The following is a 20,801-nucleotide window of genomic DNA, read 5'->3' on the forward strand; positions in this document are numbered from 1 at the left end:
CAAGAGGGCTCTTTTTTGTTCAAGTCCCGAAAATCCTTCTAACAGGAATGCTCCTTAAAAAAGAAGAAGAGAGTTCCTCCCTTCTTCCATCATTAATATTTCACTCTTGTTTCCCATTCAGCGGGATATGGAACCTCCACTAAAGCACCAGATTCAAAAATCTGATCAATTGGGATAGCAAGCTCAGTGTCATTGCCTTTCACTCGAAACTTGGCTTGTGGCGTATCTGTATTTAGCAATCCAAACACGCCATAAATCATAAAGGCTTTCTCATCCTGATTATCAGTGGCACTAAAATAAGCACTCATAGAATTGTGTGAATGTACCTGGGCCACTTGAATATAGCGAAGCGAATTTCTTCCCAAATACTTAGGGTTCAGTTGAGCATGAACTTTTACCTTTGATACATGCTGAATAGGACATTCTAGAAAATATCGCTGTGTCTCTGTATCAAAATATAGCTGCAGCATAACCTCCACGTCGGATCTTAAGCAGAAGACTTTGAAAAAGGAATACATCTGATTAAAGATATAACCTGGAATCTTAGGAAGCCTGAATGAAAATCTTTCCGATAAGTTATCTAATGAAGGAATTGAAGGAGGCTTGGCCACCATTTTTCCTATCATTGACTCTCTCACTTCGTAAATTTGTCCATCAGCTGCACCAATATATGAAATTCCTCTTTTATCACTCTGACTAAAGTATTCTGTCACTCTCCAAAAATAAGAAACAAGGGACATTAAAATGCCCCCTTTGCAGCTCCTAAAGCATCTGGAAATAGTCTTTTATTTTCCTTATCCACATCCCACTTTGTTCTAGTGGCTGTAAATTGAAAATAGTTTTTCTCCAGCTCCACTCGAAGCTCTTCTAATGTAATTCCTTCTTCTGGGATTTCCTCCACAAAATCAGAAACCACAAAATGTTCAGTTGCAAAATGAATAGACCATTCCGCCGTTACCTTTATTTCTTCCTTTGGTTGAACAGGTGCTTTAACAGCAGCTGATCCTTTACTGGCTGAAGTGTTCTTCTTTTCTTCAACCTTTTTTTCTTCCACTGGTTCAACCCCTAGTTCAAAAATAGTTAATTCTTTAGACATACTTTTTCCTCCTTAAAAAGTAATGGTTGTTTTGAGAGCATAAAAAAATACACTCTATTAAAAACAATCGACATAGCTACTACTTGAGCAGTTTTCATAGTCAATCACTTTTAATAAAGTGCATTCATTCAGAAATACTTATCCCGCATGGGTTAAGTAAAAAAATTTAAGAAAATATAATTCTATTATATACCAGTTGTTCCAAAATTGTTATCATTAATTCTTGTGATTTCGCGGAAATCAAATCATAGTAGTACAATGGAAAAAAATTCGAAATCGATGTGAGGAGGAAGAGGATTGCTGAACCAACAAGCAATTTCTAATCGTATCTCGAACACGGAGAAAACAGCTAGAACTTTTAGTTTAGATAAATTACAAAGGCAATTTCTTATTAATCAAATAAAGCCACTAAAAATAATTAATGTTCCTACCTTGAAATACTCAATTGAATCTGACGAATTAGTGGAATGGATATTTGAAAAATTAAGTAATGATGATATACAAAAGATCAGCTCTATGCTCCGAATTGCACAGAAAAGATCCGCAGATATTAGGCCTCTTATTGGCACCATTGCCTTAAGCTTATTAAAAAAATAATTTGTCCCCTATATTTATGGAACAAATTACACGCCCGACTCGGGCGTTTATCCAAATTACTTTACTAAGCGAAGCTGAGTATATCATACGCTTAACTTCTTCAAGTTCAATCAAAAGTTTTTATCATTTCTTGTGTTAAAATGAAGGTAAACTGAACAAAACAAAGAATTAGTCTCTGAGCGTCTTAATCCTTTAATCTCAGGCATTAACTGTTAATTGATGTTACCTTAAAAACGGTTATATCCCCCGTATAGAATATCATTCAAAAAGGTTAACAATTGAAAGTATTATTGATGAAGCTTTTTCTTCTAGTGTAATTAAAGGGAGTGTGAGCGGAAAACATGTACACTGTTCTTACATATTTTGTTTCCCTTTTTGTCATTGTGATATCAGTATTTATTACACTTTTTATCAAGAATGAACTAGAGCGAATGTTTCGAGAAAAAAACAATATGATCCCTTTTCATATATGTAATGTGCTTATTACCTTAATGGTTTCTTTAGCAGCACATGCTGTAATGACTATTTATATCATTAGGAATGAATTCAATTGGATACTACAAGGTGTAATCCTTATGCTCATTATCTTACCAATTTATATTTTAGGGCACTTTGCATTTGAAAAATATAAATTAGTGTATCAAAAATACATTACCGATGAGAGCGGGAAAGTTATTGTACTTAACGAAAAGTACTTAAAAAAGAAAAAGTGGCCTTCAAAATTCAAAAATTATAATGCTTTTTCTAAGGAAAAATAAATCAAGGGAATATAAAATAAGAGTTTTTTCTTGGGTTAAGCAAACTTACTGAACCTTTTCGATATTTTATGGAAGGATTGGAGCAATTACGATGAAAAATGAGCAATATTGGGTTTCAAAACTTGGATTAACTCCTCATCCAGAGGGAGGATATTATAAAAGAACGTTTGAATCAGAGGAATGTACTTCTGATCAAGAATTGTCTGTGAATTTTGTGGGAACACGTAAGCTCTATACAAGCATTTATTTTTTATTAACGTCTAATGATGTGTCCCACTTTCATCGATTGAAGTCTGATGAATTATGGTATTTTCACGCTGGAAGTCCATTAACCATTCATGTCATCCATGAAAATAGTGAATATGAAGAAATCAAATTAGGAATAAACCTTGATAATGGAGAAGTACCTCAAGCTTTAGTTCCGAAAAATTCAATTTTTGGTTCGTCTGTTATGGAGGAGGATACATTCTCACTAGTAGGTTGTATGGTTTCTCCGGGCTTTGAATTTCAGGATTTTGAAATGTTTACACAAGCCGACCTTTTATCAGAATATCCTCAATATAAGGAAATTATTTTAAAGTTAGCATATGAAAAGATTCCTGAATAAAGGTTAAATGTATACCGTATTAACTGGCAGTAAGATGCCCACTCTCAAGGAGTAGAGAGCAAGGCGAAACAGCTCTGTATATTCATAAACGTGGGTGTTTATAGGAAGGAATAGACCAAATCATATGCGATTTGGTCTGATAATTAATGTGCTTCATATTTTATAATCCAAAACCGACCCCATATAGTTAGTTTGAGCTTTTATCTTTTAATGCGAAACTAAATAAATCTACATACTTTATTTCTTCGAGTTCAATTAAAAAATTTAAATTCTGCTTTATTATATCCTTGGTATCCAACTCTACTTGAGCCTCTACCCTTTCGCCGTTCGGCAAATATAATTTTCGCTGTGAAGCATTCCTTCTGCTATTAAGATAAGCTGTACTATCACTTGAAAAAAACGGGTATTCAAGCAGAAGTTCATTAGCCCCCCAAGGAAATGGAAATTAACATTAGAATATAAATTAAATATTCGATCCAAAGTAGCTCTACAGTGGTTCAACCCTTTCTTCATTAAGGGAATTAACCCTCCAAGAGCTATCACCTCATGTTCTTCATCTACTAACATTTCTAAGGACTTTAGTGAATCCGAAACCTGAAATACAGGGATGAGGTTTGCTCCTGGAACCATGGCCTTTAATTTAGCGTAATTTTCTTTTGTGGCTTCCGGTTCTCCTATTACATCTAAGGGGAAGAACCCTATAATTCTTGGATTATTCTTATTTGCATTAATAAAGTCTGCATACCCTTTCAATATCATATCCTGTTCAGTTTGTTCATCAAACAGGGATAGATTTTGTAACCCTTTCTTACATTTTTGATTATGGAGAGAAAAGCTTCCGCTATCTATATATGCATATAAATTATATCTATCTAATTGCTTTAGACAGTTAGGTCCTGACTGCAGGATTTGAAAGAAATTAAAGAGCACAAAATTTCCTCCTATTTTTTTAAGCAGCTGCAACCCATTCTTTTCTCTTTCAAGTCCACTTGCCCAAAAACGCAGTGTCTTAAGGGATAAACGGTACCCTTCTCTTAGCTTCAATAGCCTGGCAATATGATGAAAAATCCTATTTATCATTCCAAATAGAGCTGATGAGTAGCTAGAGAAACCCTCCATATCCTTTCTAATGATGGTTCTTTTAAATAATGTAAAAGAAATAGCACGTCTTAGTTGCCCTCTGGTTATCGAAATAGAGCTCCCCTTTTGCGTTTTAACAGTAATAGAATTTTTACCATATTTAACAATATAGTTAGTTATGCCACTGGCCGTATTATAATAGCCAGCTTTCATCATTTAACTTGCGTTCATAACTTCTCGCACTTGTTTGGTACTTTACAATCATTTCTCATCCCTGCCTTTGCTATTAGTAGTGCTTCTAAGCTAAACCTAATGAACTTCAACCTAACAATCTTCAGTAAGGTACTGCAGAGCATTCTTTTCATTAGTGTAAACAGTCACTTCTTCGGCCGGTATTCCATAGTTTACTCCTCCAACTACTAATTCTGCCTTAGTTTCCTCCAGGACTGCATATTGAACATATACTTTTTCTTTATGTTCCCAGCCACTTAGGATAGCTTCAGCATCCTTTCTGCAGAAAAATAAATTATCAAACACTCGGTAAACCTTTTTGATGATCATTGTAATCCTCCTTAAAAAGTAATGGAAAATGCAAAAAACGCACTTTACCCAAAGGATTAAATTAACTACGATAGTAGTTTTAATCACTTGGATAAAGTGCGTTCATAAATAAAAGATAATAACGCCCGCCTGGGTGTTAGAAAAAATGAAAAGAAGAAGTATGAGTCTAGTATATCATCCCCATTAGTCGTAAAAAAGGAAAGATTGCAGTCATTTGTTTTCCGCTTCCTTTTTTTTTAGTACTTCTATTATCTTTTCGTTTTCCTTTACTACTTTAAATCCCATATCTTTAACAACGGTCTTCTTTCGAGGCTTCAGATTCTTATCTTCTCCCATAGCTATCCTCCTTATATAAGAAGTATATCCATGGACCTTTTGCAATATGACCATAAAAAAGCAAAGGCGTTTTGCCTTTGCTTCCAGTCTCTATTGGTTATTTAACAGCTCTAACACCTTTTTATTCATTTCATTTACACCACTAAATGAGTCTCCAGGTGCAACTTTGGTTAATTTCTTTCCGCCATTATTAATTGCAGAGGTTTCTCCAGAGGGAGTTACCATTCTGCCTGCTCGGCCTCTATACTTCTTAAGCTTTTTTCTTGAATGAGCAATTCTGTTAGCAATCATAGTTAATCATCCTCCATTGGATTGATTATATTTAATTATACCACTATTACGCGTATTAACACATCTCCCATTCAAAAATACTGATGAGATTGACAATATTAAGAGCATCAATTCCTGTTACTTCAACATCTTTGCTGCTAACTAAAGCTAAGTAGGTATGCTGGCCATAAAAAGGAACAATAAATAATTCTTCTATGACCAATGGCAAACTTTCTGCATCAGCTAGTCGGTTCGAGACGTCTTCCATATCTTCAATGTTCACATTATATCTTCTTTCAACCTGCTCTAGTGAAACCATAATGGCATTGACTAATTCCTCCTGATTTTGATAATCGGGAATAAGGAATAATTTTAGTTTGAAATCAAAAAAACCAGTATATTTACTTACGTATTCACAAAGCTCATTTTCATATTCTGCCCAACTTGAAACTGGCTGCTTTCCCATGAAATAGTCTTCCGATTCCTGGATCACGGCTGTAAAGGTATTTGCTTTTTGAGTAACAAAGCCTAATGTCCTTTGGTTCTTTTCTAGTGTCTCACGAATTAAGTCTTCATGCTGAAGTTCAGCATTAAATATTTTTAATATATTTGGTGTTTGAAACACTGCAAGATCCACAAAGACAATGAAAGCTGTCATTTGGAGCAACAGCTGCCAGTCTTTATAATCCATCTCTTGAAGGATAAATCCCAGACAAAGGGCCGATAAGAACATGACATATAAGCTTTTCCGAAGTCTTCCTATGTGTAAGATAAAACCATCACGGTTCCTAAAATAGTAAATTAAGCTGCCCACTAGGTACAAGATGCAAAGGCCAAAAAATATTTTTAAGTACATGTAGGTACTCCTTTCACCCAGGTAAAGAAACATTTTCCTAACAATCTATGTGTGTATTTATTCCAATAGATTAATTATATGAAAAGAGCCTTATTGGAGTATACCAATATGGCCTCTCATTAATCTTTTGCAACAAATTCAGCAAACGTTTTATTGGATGGAGACAGCGTCTCATCATCAAACTCTGCATTTTGATATTTCTCAAACAACATACGGGTTTGAGGATTCACATGACCATTATTAGGAGTAGAAAGAAATACATAAGGAATGTGCTGCAGCTTATCCAGAGAATCTATATTATATTCCCCATAGCTCCAACAAACTCTGTGATCTCCAAATACATTCGAATATGGATAGTGGTACAAGCGAGTGTCTTCTTTCAAAATCTTATCTTTCACACAGGCAATTTTGATTTTACTAATTCGATGATTTTGAACACGAAAATAAAACAGTAAAGAAGGATGCCCTACTTGCTTGTATTCCACATCATGAAAACGAACGTTACGCTTCTCTTTCGGCACCTGAATAATGACCGTTTCACTTATCAAGTCTTTTTGATAGTACACAATATTTTTAGGCATAAAACTATTACAAAGTACACGATTCGGTACGGCTGTACTTATGGCTTTTTCTAGCCAATCGTTTTGTGCTTTCGTAACAATGGAGAAAAATAGCTCCTTAAGTTCTTCTTGATTCTCTGTCATGGCCACTTTTTTAGCTGCGACACCCAAAATCTTTGAAAGGGCAGGAGTAGATAGCTCTTTGTTTACCTCTGCTTTGTTTAATAATGTTAGCAGTAATGACTGAAACTCCACTGAGTCAGATTCCATCTTATCAACATTTTTTAAAGCCGATCCAAGGATGCCTCTCAGACCCATCAGATCAATCTTTTGAATGTCTACTTTATCTAGTAGAAGTATCAATAAATCTATATAATATGGGTTATTTTCAAGAGAATCTTTTTTATTGTTTATTTTTTGAATTAGGTTTTCAAAAACCGTTCCTACATAGCGCACGTCAGCCTCTTCATCGATATACTTCTGAATAACTTCTAAATATTCCTTTTCAAATAAGTAATTTAACAATTCCTGTTCATCAATAGCGCTGAGCATGCTTCTAATAAAATCGTCAGTCAGCGCTTTTCTTCTGCCAATTTGTATATCTCCATCGAATTTCTTTATTTCTACATGTTTTGACCCATCTAACACAACTTCCATTCGCATTAAGCTACACTCTCCTTCGATAATTCTTGTCTTATTTCCTCCAATAAGGCTTGTAATCGATCCTTTAACAGCAACATACTTTCAAAAAAGCTGTACATAGGGCCGTAACAAAAATCAAAATAGAGACCAATATTTCCATCCTCGCAAAATAGCATTTTTACGGTAAACTCCCCAAAGTCTCCATCCCAAAATTCATGGTAAGACTTAATGATTTGCTGGAACTTTAAGTGTATCGACTCTGGAACCGTTCCAATTTCTTTATAAACTTGTTTCAATTCGGGACTATTTATTATCACCATTTCAATACCATTACCATTGGAATTGGAATCTATTTGTGTCCATTCATTTCCCAGACAAATCATACTAAGCAGGAATTCTACTCCCTCTTCACTACTTGCATAATATTCAAAGTGATCAGGTGGGTAAATCCCTCTCATTTCAAATAAGATTTTTGCTTGTATGACGCGATCAAATGCATCCTGAAATTCGCTTTTATCCATTTCTGATAAACCAGGTAGCATCAATATTCCTCCTTAAAAAAACAGTTTCTTTTTAGGTTTCGATTGACTCCAAATAGTAGAGATAATTTCACCTATATAGCAAATCTCCCTAAAGTCATTTGAATATAAATGATATCTTTCCTGAATCTCATGATCTTCGTACTCCCCTGCCTCCATGCTGGGAATAAAGTAAATATCGCCTAAGGCCATTTCTAATGTTTTTCTATCAGTTTTCTCTATGAATTCCTTTATCTCACCAAATGTATTTCCAGGTGAAAAAATAAGAGTATTAAATACATCCATCGTATTTTCGCTGTCTATTCCCGGCTCTCCTTGACTTTCGAGTTCAGTCCAGACTTTTTCAAGATTCATATCAATTCCTCCAAAATATAAAAACACTCAACCAATTATGGATGAGTGTTTCTTTCTTCTTCAATTATGCAATTGTGTTTATTAGCCTACTTGTGGAAGACCTTCATAAAAAGTCGGTCTTGTATCTAATCCTGGACCACCATGTATCACAATATACTTAGGAAATTTCTGTTCGAATTTATATTTCATATCTTCAAAAGTATCTGCCTCATTTTTTGAGGCCATTTGTGCATTGTGAAAATAACCAGTTTGTTGGTCGACAACAATTAGCCAAAATATACGAATCATATCTTATCTCTCTCCAATTTCGGTCTCTATCTCTATATCTATTTTTTTCCTTATTTTAGCATGATAAAGCATAAATTTACAATGCTATCGCAAAACTAGACATAAATTGAGATAAACTGACAAGATAAAATACTAATTTATATTTTATATTTCCCTAGATTCAAGTCACGTAAGAAAGATTGAAACCCAAGTTTTGAACAGGCTTCTTCTAAATACTCATTATGCTCTTTCTTACTTTGATATAGAATATCATCCTTATGTTCGATTGGACAAATATCGCTTTTTAGAGTTGTTAAGGTCTTAGACAGTACCCCGCTTGCCTTACCTTCCTCTAGCTTCTTCTTATATCGGTTAAATTCTTTGGGTAGATTATCTATGGACTCAAAAAGAGATTCAATCGTTTGAAAAGCTTTTATTAACCCCATAGCTCCTTTTTCTCCTATACCTGGGACCCCGGGAATATTATCAGAGGAATCTCCCATAAGAGCTTTAATTTCGATGATTTGAATAGGCTCCAAACCTTGATATTTAGACTTAAATTCTTCACTGTTATAATAAATATCCGTTTTCTTATCGCGAACGATTTGAACAACTTGATTACTTACAATTTGAAGAAGATCTTTATCGTTTGATAACGTAAAAACTTTCATATCGCTCTCCAGCATGCGGGCCAGCGAAGCAATTAATAGTGATAGGTAAGCCTTTGGATTCGGTATCCTCCGTAAACAACTTTTCAATAATACTAAATTTTAGTAGGTATTATTTTACTCGGTTGAACTTTTCCCCCACTCCACACCGTACGTGCAACTTTCATCGCATACGGCGTTCCATCTTGTGATGTTATTGATTAACTAATAGGTTCTAAGTTACACATTTTACGATAGTTATCGATTTTGTTGATTACTTCGCTACTAGGGCGTAGTTTATCTATATATTTTTTAATCGTTTGTACATCCACTGCATGGACTAGGATATGAATATCTTTCTTTAAGATTCGTAGATTATTAAATTCATCTGTTCCTCCTAAGCCGGTGGGTACTAGATGGTGACAGTGTACTAATTCAGCAGGTAGGAATTCTCCTGTGATTTCGCATTTACCGTTTTTCATACTGTACCTACTAATTCGATTATCCATGTATTCGATGCTTCTATTCGTGATGTTTGACATCATGAGACGTCGTATTTCAATCAACACATCGCCTCTAAGTTCCTTGTGAATATCGTCTCTACCTTTTTTAGTGTAAGTAGTCAAATGTTGTGAAAAGTTCATAACATTTTTATGGCTTACATCCGTGATGGGATAAAGATATATTCGTCCTATTTTGTGTGTCTTATAGGTGGTTTTATAGAACTTAGAATAAGACGGCGGAGGTTTCTTAGGACGTTCATACTTGCCGACTTTTTTCAAACGATTGAATAGGGTTTTACTAAGCGCGTATGCTAGTTTATTAAACTCTGGAAAGACTTGTGTTGCAGCACGGCTATAGTTGTGAATGCCTAGCACCCAGCTATTGTAGAGTAAAGCATTTTGGACTGTTGGACTTTTTTGAATTTGAATAATTCGTTTTCGTCCGTCTTCCTTGTATTGCTCCATCTTTTTCTTGCTAGGTCGAGTGAATGCTACACATTTCTTTCCTTTTCTTTCAGCTTTGATTGAAAAACCTAAGAACTCGGATTTTCTTTTTCGTAAGTTTATCACTTGTGATTTTTCAGGTGATATGTCGAGTTTAAGTCTATCCTTTAGGTATAGCTTTACAGCATGGAACCATCTCTCAGCAGTTTGTCGAGTACGACAAAGAATTTTGAAGTCATCCGCATATCTCACAATATAACCTTCTTTGAGATTAGAGAATTTCTTCAGACTTACATATTTGTTGTACCCTTTATTGAATGTATGTTGGGTTTGGAAACCTTCCCATTGACCATATATCCACATATCCAAATCATGTAAAACTACATTGGATAATAAAGGTGAGAGGATTCCTCCTTGTGGAGTTCCTTTTGTAGGGATACCTTCTCCATCTATCTCTGCTTTCAGCATTTTACTTATTAACCTTAAGACTTTCCTATCTTGTATTCCTAAATTCCAAAGTTGTTTAAGTAGTAGTGTGTGATTTACATTATCGAAGAAACCCTTAATATCGACATCCACTACATAATGTAATTGTGAGAGATTGATTAAGCTGTTTACTCTTGATAAGGCGTGGTGTGTTGACCGAAGTGGTCTAAAACCATATGAGTGATTATAGAATCGTGCTTCGCAAATTGGTTCGAGAACCTGTTTGAAAGCTTGTTGAATAATTCTGTCACTCATACTTGGTATGCCTAAAGGTCGTTTATCTCCATTGGGTTTAGGTACAAGAACTCTTCTTACTTTCATCGGCTGATAGTTTTCGAGTCGTTTTTGAATAAAGCGGACAAATTTATCTTCATTCCAGTCTTGGAAGTCTTTAATTGTGCGCCCATCTGAACCAGCAGTTTTAGAACCCTTGTTATTTTTAATTGTACGATAAGCTAGTATGATATTTTCCCTTGTTACGATGGTATCGTATAGGTGTTTATGTGATGTACCCTGTTTACTTATTTCATACAATTCATCGAATTTTTCGGTCATACCGTAGTATTCCCGATATCGTAATTGTGCTTGCATAATGGATCACTCCCTTCTTGGAATGATATTCCCATCTTCATACAAGACCCTTGCAATTCACTGTTTAGAATATTAGTTATAACTATCACAAGACTTGAGGCTATTCCTCCATTACCATTACGGTAGTTTCAATGGTCATGCCTCTACTCTCACAAAGGTAAATGTATTTCGACTATAATGAAGCCTTATAACAACCGTTAGGGCTGACAGTCCCATTGCAACGTCCTTTGCTTTCCTTGTTCCGCTAATTCTATCTGTTCATATATCCTTAGGTGGCATCCTTTGAGCCTGTAAGTCTTTCATTCCCATAGTTGAATGGACGAATTTCATAACGATCAATCTTACTTTTCGTCGACTTACGTAAACATATATTTACGAGATACCGATTAGATATCTTAGCCGTATAGACCCTTACATTCGGAGCTTCGTCAGACCAGTTGGTCATTCTCACCATAGATATTTTATAGACACCCGGCTTATCAGTTACACCCCTTACCTCTAAGGAGCTTTCGTGAGATATTGTAAAAATATCTTTTAACGGTAACTTTCAGCCGACTTCACCTAGCTTCACACTATTTGGATGTCTGTCACACCAAAAGCATGTAGGAGTATTAGTGTGGTCGCTTCGGAAAACTTGGATTCCTCATTTCAACCATCGAATTAGAAGTTAAATCTAAAGTACTTAGATTCAAACATTTTCCGTATGGAGAATACGGTTATTGTTTAACAAGTCGCACGATCATCAGCTTCATATTGTTTGTGAGAGAAAACTGGAATTCCAATTCCCTTTAAAATTGACCTTAACAATGGAAATTGTTCTTTTAGTTCATCCGGCTGCTTCCCCCTTGTCCCTTTATATTCTTGGAACAAGTCTTGCCTAAACCCTCTTCCCTCATCAAAAACCACAGCTAAATGAGTGGCTTTTAATTCATCCTTGTATTTAAGTATCATTTTCAAGAACCCTAAAACACCGTTGGTATATCTTCCATCAGGAGATTTCATGATATTATCGGGATTTAATGCAGATGCATAATAGGCTCGATTTAATACGTTGTTTCCATCAACAATGAGAGCTACTTGCTCACCTACTGATTCCCTTTTTACTTCTTCAATGTCATTAAACAAAGATAATTGCAGCATTTCATATTCCTCCTTAAAAAAGTTTCTAAAATAAAGTCAGCTGTTCTGAATCCGATAATACCTTCTCATCTTCGGTAGCTACTGATGGAAAGACTTCCTGGTCAGTTGAAGAATCTAATGCTTGCTCAACTTTATAAGCTGAAGCATCATCTACTAGACCTCCGTAATGCTTTCGTTGATAACAGCGACAGAATTCCTTGGCTTCCGGGTCCTCCATTTCATAAGAACAGGTTTCTCCCATATTACAGCTTTTCCAACGAGAACAACACGAAAAACCAGCTTTACTAAAGCCGGTTACAGTAGTGGACCCTGTAGTTGTTTTCATTATTTCTTCCTCCTCAATAAAAGTAATTAAAGCAAAAAAAAAGCCCAATTTGAATCACCAATAAAAAGCGAATTTCTTTCATCGGTAACTCAAATTGAGCTTTTCAATTAAATAATCCCTTTCCTGCATAGGTAAGGTTGAAATTTCTAAAAATAATATATGCATAGTATACCATTTTTTCTTTATTTTGGTATATGTTAAATGCTATGATTATTTTATACTATTTCTTTTGTTACCTAATCTACCCACGCGGGCAGATTTTTCTTTACTACAATGCATTCATTTGAATGGTACCTTATGTCCTTGTGACAAATGCCATTGAATGAATGCTTTTTTATTACTTTTTAAGGAGTGAGGTTTATGTTATCAAAAATGAAAATGGTGATCTTTTGGGCTGTCATTGCCTACCCAGCAACATGGATCCTACAGTTTGTATTTAAGATTCCTATTTTTAATGAGTACAAAGAAATATTAGAGTTTTTTTACACTGCCTTTTATTCATGGTGGGATTGGATGTTGATTGCCTTATTCTCTTATTTGGTAACAAGAGAAATTGTAAATACCAAATTTGAAACTATGGAAAAAATTCGGTCTAATCGATTAGTAACAGAAATGGAAAGATGGGTTGAAACTCCCTATATTCCACCAATCATGGCGTATTATCTAATTAACCCGCCACAGGCAGTGAGTACAGACATTCGAAAAGTAGTTGATAACCGGTTCTATCAGAGAGTCATTACTTTTTTCAGAGACAGAATCTATATTAATGCTAGCTTTAGTAGCCTGGATCCTTTAGAAAGAGATTCGAATATAAAGAATATCGGATATAAGGACCTTGCGGCGCTTATAGCAGCCTTTGGCTTTGTCTTAGGTTGGTTTGGTGCAGTAACACTATCAGATCCTTCCAAATGGATTTACGGATGGGAGAGATTCTCCATCCCCCTTGTGCTTTATCTGAGCTTATATACATCCATGAAGCTGCAGGCGATTATGGAAATGCGTTATAGCAAATTAGATAAGGTACTCACAAAACATTTCGGTGAAGCTGAGCCCCATTATCGCTGGAGAGAATTTTTCCCTGACCAACCTAAAGGTGAGACTCTTTTACTTGCCTGGAAAGCGGAATGTGAAAAGAGGCAACGGTATACGAACATGCTTCAAGGAGGACTTATGGAAGTGCAGCATTATTCAAATCCTGCACTTGCCCCTTACCCTTACCCATCTCAGGAATTACCTCATTGGGTAGATGAACTAGATAATTATTATGTAGAAAAAATGGAATTAATGGCCAATCCTGAGCCAAAAACAATCCCATTAAAAAAGAAAAATAAACAACAAAACAACGTGGTTAATTTTAAACGTAAACCATCATAAGAGAAGCTATTGCTTCTCTTATTTTTTTAATTTCATAAAAAATGTGACGTAGTTCAATTTCATATTCAACAAGCCTTAGGACATAATTCGTGAGCAAGGCTTGACCCCATCATCATTAAATAAAACAGCTAACACTATTTTTTATTTTTCGTTTAATAAGTGGGCCATACCCCATTCATTGATAAAAAATATTCATAAAATGACCTAAACAAAAAATTTAGCCTTCAGCCAGCTAATTAAATGCACCTGAAAAAGGTGCCTTTTTTTTATGAACATATTTCTTATTACAGAAATATTCCTTTTTTCTAAAAGATGCTAATTGAAGAAAAGCACCCGTTTGTTTAAGTACATTTCTTCACAATCTATCTTAGATTGGTCTCAATTAATTTAAATTTATATTTGTACCTGGAGTTTTTAGAATAGATGCTAATCTTTGTATTGATTTATATAGAGTAAAATATGGTAATACATAATAGAAAATAAAGCAGGTACATAAAGTCCTGAAAAATCTAAATCCTTAAAGACTAAGAGGATGAAGATTAACCACCCGATGACACCTGTCAGACAATAGAGTACACAATGCTTTATATACTCAAAGATTGCTGGTTTTGTACTTCCTCTTGGAATGGTATCTCTTAGGATAGAATAGAAAACAGCTCCTACGAAGATTCCAGGAATAGTCATAGAGATTATTGATAATATACTCGTTATAGTTGTTGGTAATATAGCTTTTATAATTCTATTTTTTAACATAACAGCCAACTCCATTGAAATCTCAATCAAAGTATACCATAGCTAGATTAACTATCCTGCCCCTTTTGTTAAATAAGAAAAAAGCCGCCTGGTTAGGCAGCTGATCTTAAATATAAGCATCAGTTAGCTTAACGACAAATTATATTTTCGAACCACACCACGGACAAAAAGCAATTCCTATACTTGAAGATCCACCATCGTGAATTATCAATCCATAGTCATTATCATTTTCATCAAAAATTATTATTTTGTCAGGACATCCAAAGGAATTTTCATGTATATCACATTTGAAATTCGCATGATAATCCATAGCTTCACAACAATGTTTCTTCATGGCTTCACTTCTCCTTTTAAATATTAAGCCCGCATTTATAAAAACCTCTTCTACTGTTCTGAAGATACCACAATGATATTCTTTTTGATTTGAGAACATAAACTGCGTACATTTGACATTTTATCACCTTAACCATGCTTTTTCTTTGTTCAACAAACCTGCCCCGATTGTTTAAATACATTTCTTCACAATCATTCGATAAAACCAGTCCATTACCGCTAAGTCTCCCTTAGTTTAAAATTACTTTTTTATTTTAAAGCCCAACCTAACAGCTCCACTATCTTCCCTATCCAATAAATAGTATAGTAAAAAAATTGAAACTTTTTATCTTATATCCTTCTCTAAATAGTAAAAGGAGGCAACAAAGTTGGATGAATATAAGTTAATTAGAAAAGCCGTTCAAGGTGATTCCGAAGCGTTTGAACAGTTGCTGGTAGAGCATACTGATCGCCTTTACAGAACGGCGTACCTGTATGTTAGGAATCGTGAGGATGCCCTGGATGTCGTACAAGAAACCGCCTACAAGGCATTTTCCTCTATACACCAGTTAAGGAACGAGCAATATTTCCTAACCTGGATTACAAAGATTCTTATTAACTGTGCTTATGATGTGCAAAGGAAAAGAAGAAATGAGATTTCATCTGAAAATGAAGTGGCAGCCCTTGCTAGAATTAAGAATGAAGAAAAGCTGGACCTCGCTGCGGCGATCGGTAAATTGCCAGCCAAACACCAGACCAGCATCATCTTTTTTTACTATTATGATATGAGTCTGAAGGAAATAGCCACTTGCCTAGAAGTTCCGGAAAATACTATAAAAACATATTTAAGCCGTGGGAAGAAACAATTGCGAAAGTTATTGGGAAGGAGCTACTTTGATGGACAAAGACATATTCTTTAACCAAATAGATGAAATTGAGGTTCCAAGGGAAGAAGTAATGCAGTCAATAAAATTAGGTGTATGCCGAGCAGTCCAAGAGGGTGAGCAGCCTCGGGCCAAGCGTAAAAGGAATCGTATTTTAATAGTCGCTGCCTGCTTATTGATTGGCATACCAACAACTGCTTTTGGAGCAGCCAAAGTCTATGACATAATTGTCCAAAAACAAAATTATGAAGTAAATATTTCAGTTTCGAATACCGCCCTCAAAAAGAGTGACAAATGGTATAAGTTAAAAGTCGGCAATTTGCCAAAAAATATGGAAGCAGTTGATCCTACTGGTATGAAATATTTCTTTAAAGATAACTACGCAAAGGGTGGGTTTTCATTCATTCTCTGGAAACTTGGGGAAAACTCAGACTTTTCTACACTATATTCAAACAGTTACGAAGAAAAGAAAATTAACGGAAGGAAAGCAATTATTATCAATAAAGACTCCGGCAACGAAAACTTAATGTTTAACAGACAGGTCTTTATGTTATTTGAGGAAGAGGGAATTATGTTAGAAAGTTATATTGGAGCCGATGTCAGTGAAGAACAAATGATGAAAGTTATAGCGAACACTTCACTAAAACCAACATCAAAGGAAAATGCATCTATTACAGTAGCTTATGATGATTCCCAGTTAAGTAAAGTAAATGAAGCAAAGGAATCAAAAGAATCAAGAGTTATTCCTTTAAAGAAAGACAGCAAACAACTTTTTCGTATAGGTCAAAAGGTTCCAGTAACCATCGAACAAGAGGTTACTGGAACCAAAAGTAGTCTCGAATATGTCATAAAAAAAGTTGAAGTCTTTGATTCAATTAAAGATTTTAAACAAGAAAACTTTAATAAATTGGGTCTTGAAATACTAAGCAAGAATAAGGTCTTAGATCAAACAAGGGAATTGTTACCGTATAGACGGAATGTATATAAAGTGGGAAATGGTAAGGATTCAATTGACCAATTAGTAGAGTCTAATTTAGTTAATCTAAAATTTGTCTATCTAACAACAACAGTGAAAAATACTGGTAAACAGGCAACTGAAGAAATCTATATGCATCCGTCTTTACAAGAGCTTAAGCCTGAAAATAATGCATGGAACTATGCTGGAAAAGCTGGAATTAACGAAGCAAGTATAATAACGGGTGAAGTTGATTATTTAGAACCTCACGGTAGTGGAAAAAGCTTTTACAATATTGGCAGTATCCAACCAGGCCAAACGAAGAAGATAAATTTGGGTTATTTTGTTGATGAGGATAAACTTGATTCAATCTTCCTTGATGCTTTCCATTACAGTGGAGTTGGTAACACTGAAGACATGAATGCGGAAAATCGTTGGTGGATTGATATTCGTCAATAGTTGCACCTTTTACAACACTTAAACTAGAGGTGCCATTTCTTAGGCCTATAAACTTCTCCAGCACCATATATTGCAACATACATTCCATTCAAGTTTAAGCAGTTAAAATTATGGGAGTAAAATAAATAAAGCCTGTCTCTCGTGAAATTAGTCGATAAATACGACAAAACTCGAGTAGAGATAGGCTCCTTTTTTATGGTGTCCAAATTACTTAACGCAATTTAATCTGACTTCCCCGTGTCTTAGCATTTGAAGTAATAGAGGTAACCCGATTAATGCCAATACTAATACTACAGCTATTAAGGTATCCATTTATACTTTCCTCATATCATATATGACTAAGTTTCATATCCATTTTGTTATCTAATAATACGAACAGTAGAAAAATATGTTTTGTTTAACTTTATTTAAGGTTAACCTATCCATTTAGTATTTAAAAAAAACAGCTGCCCGATTAGCAGCTGTTTATTGAACAAGTTTAAGTATGTTCTTCACAAACTTGGAGTAATTTAATCAAATAATAAAAGGCTGTAATTTCAATACTATATGCTGTCGATATACTTTCGACAACACGACTATTACATATTGATTAGTGTTTTTCAGATTTTTAAAGTTGTTCCGTATGCTTTTCCTTTAAATCGAAATAAGCCTTAAATACCTCATCTGCAATCTCAAGGTTTACGTGAGTTTTATCAGTGGTAGACCAAGGGACCACCACTGATATTGCAATTTCAGGATTGTCGTAAGGAGCATAACCAACAAAGGTAACATTCCATGTCATCGGGTTAACTGGTAATGGACCATCGTATAACGCCTGTGCAGTTCCTGTCTTTCCTGCAATTTTATATTGCTTATTTTTTATGTAGCCATACGCTGTGCCTTGGGAATCATTCACAACAAGCCGAAATCCTTCCTGTACCTGTTTTATCCAGGCATCTTTCATATCAACCTTATTATAAACTTTAGGTTTTACTTCCTGAAATACTGGGCCTAATGTTCCATCATTGCTAGGCTCGCGGATTTCCTTTACTAAATGTGGCTGTATTCGATATCCTCCATTAGCAATTGTTGACATATATTGAACGAGCTGCAAAGGGGTATAGGTATCGTATTGGCCAATAGCAAAGTCCAATACTTTACCTGCCTCAGGAGGCACTTGCCCTGCTCCGTACCCTGTTTGTTCCCCAGGCAAATCAATGCCTGTCTTTATGCCTAATCCGAATTGGGCAAAATTGTGTCTGAATTTATTTATTCCTTCTACTTTATCTATACTTAACGGTCCGTTCGGGACATACCTTTGTTGTCCTCCTATTCTCATAGCTGTTAAAAACATATAAACATTTGAGGATCGCTTTAGTGCATATAAATCATTAATTAAACCAAATCCGGAGGTATTCCATGATTTCTTCACTTGAGTACTTTTAAACTTTAAAGGGCGGTCATTAAGTCTCTCGCCAGGAGAAATAGCACCTGTTTGATATCCGGTTAGAACAGTCGCTCCTTTAACTACAGATCCCATAGAATAGGATGTGGTCATATTTCCTAAAGCAAAGTCAGCCACTCTAGTTTTATTCGTTTCTTCGTCCTTTACGTATTGCTTCCCTGCCATAGCCAGCATTTCTCCATTCATTGGATTCATAACTGACACCATCGCTCTATCCATGTAAGGCTGGCCTATTTTTGCACTAGCTAAATTCCTTTCTATAATCTTTTCAACTTGCTGCTGAAATTCTATATCAATAGATAAAACTAGATCTTTTCCGCTTTGTCCTTCCCTTACGGTTTTCGATTCGATTAAATTTCCCGCTTTGTCTGTGAAATTTTTAACAATCTGTTTTTGACCTTGCAATACATCTTCGTATTGTAACTCAAGATAACTTTTTCCAACACGATCATTTCTGGTATAACCTCTTGATTCAAAAAATTCAAGCATATCACTAGGAAGGCCTTCTTTAGAGGTTGTAACCTTTCCTAAAACGGAACTTAAAGTTTCTGAAGCATCCTTTGATTTATATGCATTATACCTATTCCAATCGATTGAAGTATCAACACCTGGCAAAGAATTCAAATTTTCACTTACTACTGCAAATTCTCTATCAGTAACATCTTTATTCTTTATCATTTGGGGTGATAGCATGGATCCACTCGTCATCTCTCGATATATGGCCAGGACTTCTAGTTCATCCTTTGAAAATGATTTCAACTCTTCCTCGGTAATTCTTTCCCTTAATAGTTCGTACAATTTTTTATCGGACTGTTCTTTATTTAAATCTTTTTCTGCTATTTTAGTTTTATCCTTTTCAGTTATTTTCTTTTCGGCATCATCAGGGTTTAGTAGTATCCAATAATCCTGCTTATCTCTTTTTGTAATAGACTCCAAATCTTCCTCACTATCTTTCTGTATATATCCAGCCAATTGTTTTGCAGTCTCTAGAATATCTTCATTTGTAACGTTATTTTTTCGAGTATAGGTAATAGCTTTCTGAGGAGTGTTTCCTACAATTAACTTCCCTTCAGAATCATAAATTTTCCCACGTGGTACAGAGGAATCAATTGGCACCTCGATTTTTTGTTCAATCTCACGGCTATAATTCTCTCCATATACAATTTGCAAGAATCCAAGGCGAACAATTAAAATTGAAAATAAAACAAATACTATTAAAAACATTATATTCAGAGTAACGGTAATTGATTTATTTTTTTTCTTTCTATCTGACACTCTTTCTCCCCCTATTTACATGACAACAAAGATAACTTAGTCTACCTGCATCGGAAAAAAGAAAAAGGTAACAGGCAGAATAGTTATCTTAACCAAAAAAATGCAAAATAAAAAAGGAGTACATTTAGACTCCTATGAAATTTGCTTTTTTGGGGTCAATATATATTTCCAAGTCGGTGTATTATCCTCGGGACTAACATAGTTGGAGCCCTTTGCCTATTTTTACGTACTCTAAACTCTTAAGAAAATTCTTATTTAGTAAACTTTCTACCCACTATAAGGATATTATTAGTAATGAACTTAGTTAAAATTCGAGGCTACTATCATTACCAGCAAATTAAATATATTACATTTATATTACAACGTATATACCTTTTCAAAAAAACGGTGCAAAATTACCATATTTTAAGTTTTAAAACATTTCTTAACAATATTTTTAACCAACTTTTATAATATTTTGTATCTGCGATGTTTCATATTTCACCTATATGGATAGTTATATCAATTAAGTACTTTCCTTGTTTCATATCATAATTTCTTATTAAACAAACCTGCCCCGTTAGTCGAATAAGAAAAAAAGAGCTGCCGATCCATACTGATCTTCAACTCTTGCACCCTATAGTTGAATAAGGATAGCGACTTTCCTGAGGAAAATCATTCTATCTGAATTTCATACGAAATACCTC

The 20,801-nt window shown here is 34.9% G+C and carries 24 protein-coding genes; 6 read left to right on the top strand and 18 right to left on the bottom strand.

All coding sequences use genetic code 11. The annotated features are described in order from the left end of the window. Positions 1 to 92: 92 nt before the first annotated feature. Entirely contained in the window at positions 93 to 740 is a 648-nt protein-coding gene (locus NR125_RS27845; RefSeq protein ID WP_256816610.1) for a Mov34/MPN/PAD-1 family protein, read from the bottom strand. Next, positions 740 to 1,096 (bottom strand): hypothetical protein, encoded by a 357-nt coding sequence (locus NR125_RS27850; protein WP_256816611.1) that lies wholly within the window; start codon positions 1,094 to 1,096, stop codon positions 740 to 742. The genes NR125_RS27845 and NR125_RS27850 overlap by 1 nt, the downstream gene beginning before the upstream one ends. Positions 1,097 to 1,393: 297 nt before the next feature. Here NR125_RS27850 and NR125_RS27855 point away from each other — a divergent pair, with 297 nt between their 5' ends. From NR125_RS27855 to NR125_RS27865, 3 genes are all read left to right on the top strand, one after another. Further along, positions 1,394 to 1,693, top strand: a complete 300-nt coding sequence (locus tag NR125_RS27855; protein WP_256816612.1) for a hypothetical protein — start codon at positions 1,394 to 1,396, stop codon at positions 1,691 to 1,693. 341 nt (positions 1,694 to 2,034) lie between these two features. Next, a complete protein-coding gene (locus NR125_RS27860) occupies positions 2,035 to 2,451 on the top strand; it encodes a hypothetical protein (protein ID WP_256816613.1) in 417 nt (138 codons plus the stop codon). A gap of 91 nt (positions 2,452 to 2,542) precedes the next feature. Next, the gene (locus NR125_RS27865) at positions 2,543 to 3,058 is read left to right on the top strand and encodes a cupin domain-containing protein (RefSeq protein WP_256816614.1); all 516 of its coding nucleotides are present in this window, start codon (positions 2,543 to 2,545) and stop codon (positions 3,056 to 3,058) included. Positions 3,059 to 3,370: 312 nt separating this feature from the next. Here NR125_RS27865 and NR125_RS27870 read toward each other — a convergent pair whose 3' ends face one another. From NR125_RS27870 to NR125_RS27930, 13 genes are all read right to left on the bottom strand, one after another. Further along, on the bottom strand, positions 3,371 to 4,354 hold the full coding sequence (locus tag NR125_RS27870) for a hypothetical protein (protein WP_256816616.1): 984 nt from the start codon (positions 4,352 to 4,354) through the stop codon (positions 3,371 to 3,373). A gap of 108 nt (positions 4,355 to 4,462) precedes the next feature. Further along, entirely contained in the window at positions 4,463 to 4,699 is a 237-nt protein-coding gene (locus NR125_RS27875) for a winged helix DNA-binding domain-containing protein (protein ID WP_256816618.1), read from the bottom strand. 210 nt (positions 4,700 to 4,909) lie between these two features. Next, positions 4,910 to 5,035: a hypothetical protein gene (locus NR125_RS27880; protein WP_256816619.1), complete on the bottom strand. Its 126-nt coding sequence runs from the start codon at positions 5,033 to 5,035 to the stop codon at positions 4,910 to 4,912. A 90-nt stretch (positions 5,036 to 5,125) separates the two neighbouring features. After that, entirely contained in the window at positions 5,126 to 5,326 is a 201-nt protein-coding gene (locus tag NR125_RS27885) for a hypothetical protein (RefSeq protein WP_256816621.1), read from the bottom strand. A gap of 55 nt (positions 5,327 to 5,381) precedes the next feature. Next, positions 5,382 to 6,194, bottom strand: a complete 813-nt coding sequence (locus NR125_RS27890; RefSeq protein ID WP_306219964.1) for a type II toxin-antitoxin system SpoIISA family toxin — start codon at positions 6,192 to 6,194, stop codon at positions 5,382 to 5,384. A gap of 86 nt (positions 6,195 to 6,280) precedes the next feature. Beyond that, the gene (locus tag NR125_RS27895) at positions 6,281 to 7,378 is read right to left on the bottom strand and encodes a prokaryotic E2 ligase family D protein (RefSeq protein WP_256816625.1); all 1,098 of its coding nucleotides are present in this window, start codon (positions 7,376 to 7,378) and stop codon (positions 6,281 to 6,283) included. 5 nt (positions 7,379 to 7,383) lie between these two features. Continuing rightward, the gene (locus tag NR125_RS27900) at positions 7,384 to 7,905 is read right to left on the bottom strand and encodes a hypothetical protein (RefSeq protein ID WP_256816626.1); all 522 of its coding nucleotides are present in this window, start codon (positions 7,903 to 7,905) and stop codon (positions 7,384 to 7,386) included. Positions 7,906 to 7,917: 12 nt separating this feature from the next. Beyond that, the gene (locus NR125_RS27905) at positions 7,918 to 8,256 is read right to left on the bottom strand and encodes a hypothetical protein (protein ID WP_256816627.1); all 339 of its coding nucleotides are present in this window, start codon (positions 8,254 to 8,256) and stop codon (positions 7,918 to 7,920) included. Between the two features lie 81 nt (positions 8,257 to 8,337). Next, a complete protein-coding gene (locus NR125_RS27910) occupies positions 8,338 to 8,544 on the bottom strand; it encodes a hypothetical protein (protein ID WP_035333029.1) in 207 nt (68 codons plus the stop codon). Between the two features lie 137 nt (positions 8,545 to 8,681). Then, positions 8,682 to 9,194, bottom strand: coding sequence for a 5'-3' exonuclease (locus NR125_RS27915; protein WP_071160107.1), 513 nt, complete (start codon positions 9,192 to 9,194; stop codon positions 8,682 to 8,684). Positions 9,195 to 9,391: 197 nt separating this feature from the next. Further along, positions 9,392 to 11,194, bottom strand: coding sequence for a group II intron reverse transcriptase/maturase (gene ltrA / locus NR125_RS27920; RefSeq protein WP_256816628.1), 1,803 nt, complete (start codon positions 11,192 to 11,194; stop codon positions 9,392 to 9,394). Between the two features lie 723 nt (positions 11,195 to 11,917). Continuing rightward, positions 11,918 to 12,334, bottom strand: coding sequence for a hypothetical protein (locus NR125_RS27925; protein ID WP_071160111.1), 417 nt, complete (start codon positions 12,332 to 12,334; stop codon positions 11,918 to 11,920). Positions 12,335 to 12,359: 25 nt separating this feature from the next. Next, complete coding sequence (locus NR125_RS27930; protein ID WP_139266910.1) at positions 12,360 to 12,659, bottom strand: hypothetical protein; 300 nt, start codon at positions 12,657 to 12,659, stop codon at positions 12,360 to 12,362. A 360-nt stretch (positions 12,660 to 13,019) separates the two neighbouring features. Here NR125_RS27930 and NR125_RS27935 point away from each other — a divergent pair, with 360 nt between their 5' ends. Beyond that, entirely contained in the window at positions 13,020 to 14,033 is a 1,014-nt protein-coding gene (locus NR125_RS27935) for a hypothetical protein (RefSeq protein ID WP_071160115.1), read from the top strand. 426 nt (positions 14,034 to 14,459) lie between these two features. Here NR125_RS27935 and NR125_RS27940 read toward each other — a convergent pair whose 3' ends face one another. Together NR125_RS27940 and NR125_RS27945 are read right to left on the bottom strand one after the other, a co-directional pair. Beyond that, on the bottom strand, positions 14,460 to 14,816 hold the full coding sequence (locus NR125_RS27940) for a hypothetical protein (protein ID WP_256816630.1): 357 nt from the start codon (positions 14,814 to 14,816) through the stop codon (positions 14,460 to 14,462). Between the two features lie 109 nt (positions 14,817 to 14,925). Then, positions 14,926 to 15,219: a DUF6980 family protein gene (locus tag NR125_RS27945; protein WP_256816631.1), complete on the bottom strand. Its 294-nt coding sequence runs from the start codon at positions 15,217 to 15,219 to the stop codon at positions 14,926 to 14,928. Positions 15,220 to 15,487: 268 nt separating this feature from the next. Here NR125_RS27945 and NR125_RS27950 point away from each other — a divergent pair, with 268 nt between their 5' ends. Both NR125_RS27950 and NR125_RS27955 read left to right on the top strand, forming a co-directional pair. Further along, positions 15,488 to 16,018: a sigma-70 family RNA polymerase sigma factor gene (locus NR125_RS27950; protein ID WP_071160076.1), complete on the top strand. Its 531-nt coding sequence runs from the start codon at positions 15,488 to 15,490 to the stop codon at positions 16,016 to 16,018. Between the two features lie 37 nt (positions 16,019 to 16,055). Further along, positions 16,056 to 17,396 carry an anti-sigma factor gene (locus NR125_RS27955; protein WP_071160082.1) on the top strand — a complete coding sequence of 447 codons (1,341 nt, stop codon included), beginning with the start codon at positions 16,056 to 16,058 and terminating at the stop codon, positions 17,394 to 17,396. Positions 17,397 to 18,003: 607 nt separating this feature from the next. Here the strand turns inward: NR125_RS27955 and NR125_RS27960 are convergent. Continuing rightward, positions 18,004 to 20,115 carry a peptidoglycan D,D-transpeptidase FtsI family protein gene (locus NR125_RS27960; protein ID WP_256816633.1) on the bottom strand — a complete coding sequence of 704 codons (2,112 nt, stop codon included), beginning with the start codon at positions 20,113 to 20,115 and terminating at the stop codon, positions 18,004 to 18,006. Positions 20,116 to 20,801 lie beyond the last annotated feature (686 nt).

This window comes from Cytobacillus sp. Bac17 (genome assembly GCF_024519925.1).
GTDB classification, from domain to species: domain Bacteria; phylum Bacillota; class Bacilli; order Bacillales; family Cytobacillaceae; genus Cytobacillus; species Cytobacillus pseudoceanisediminis.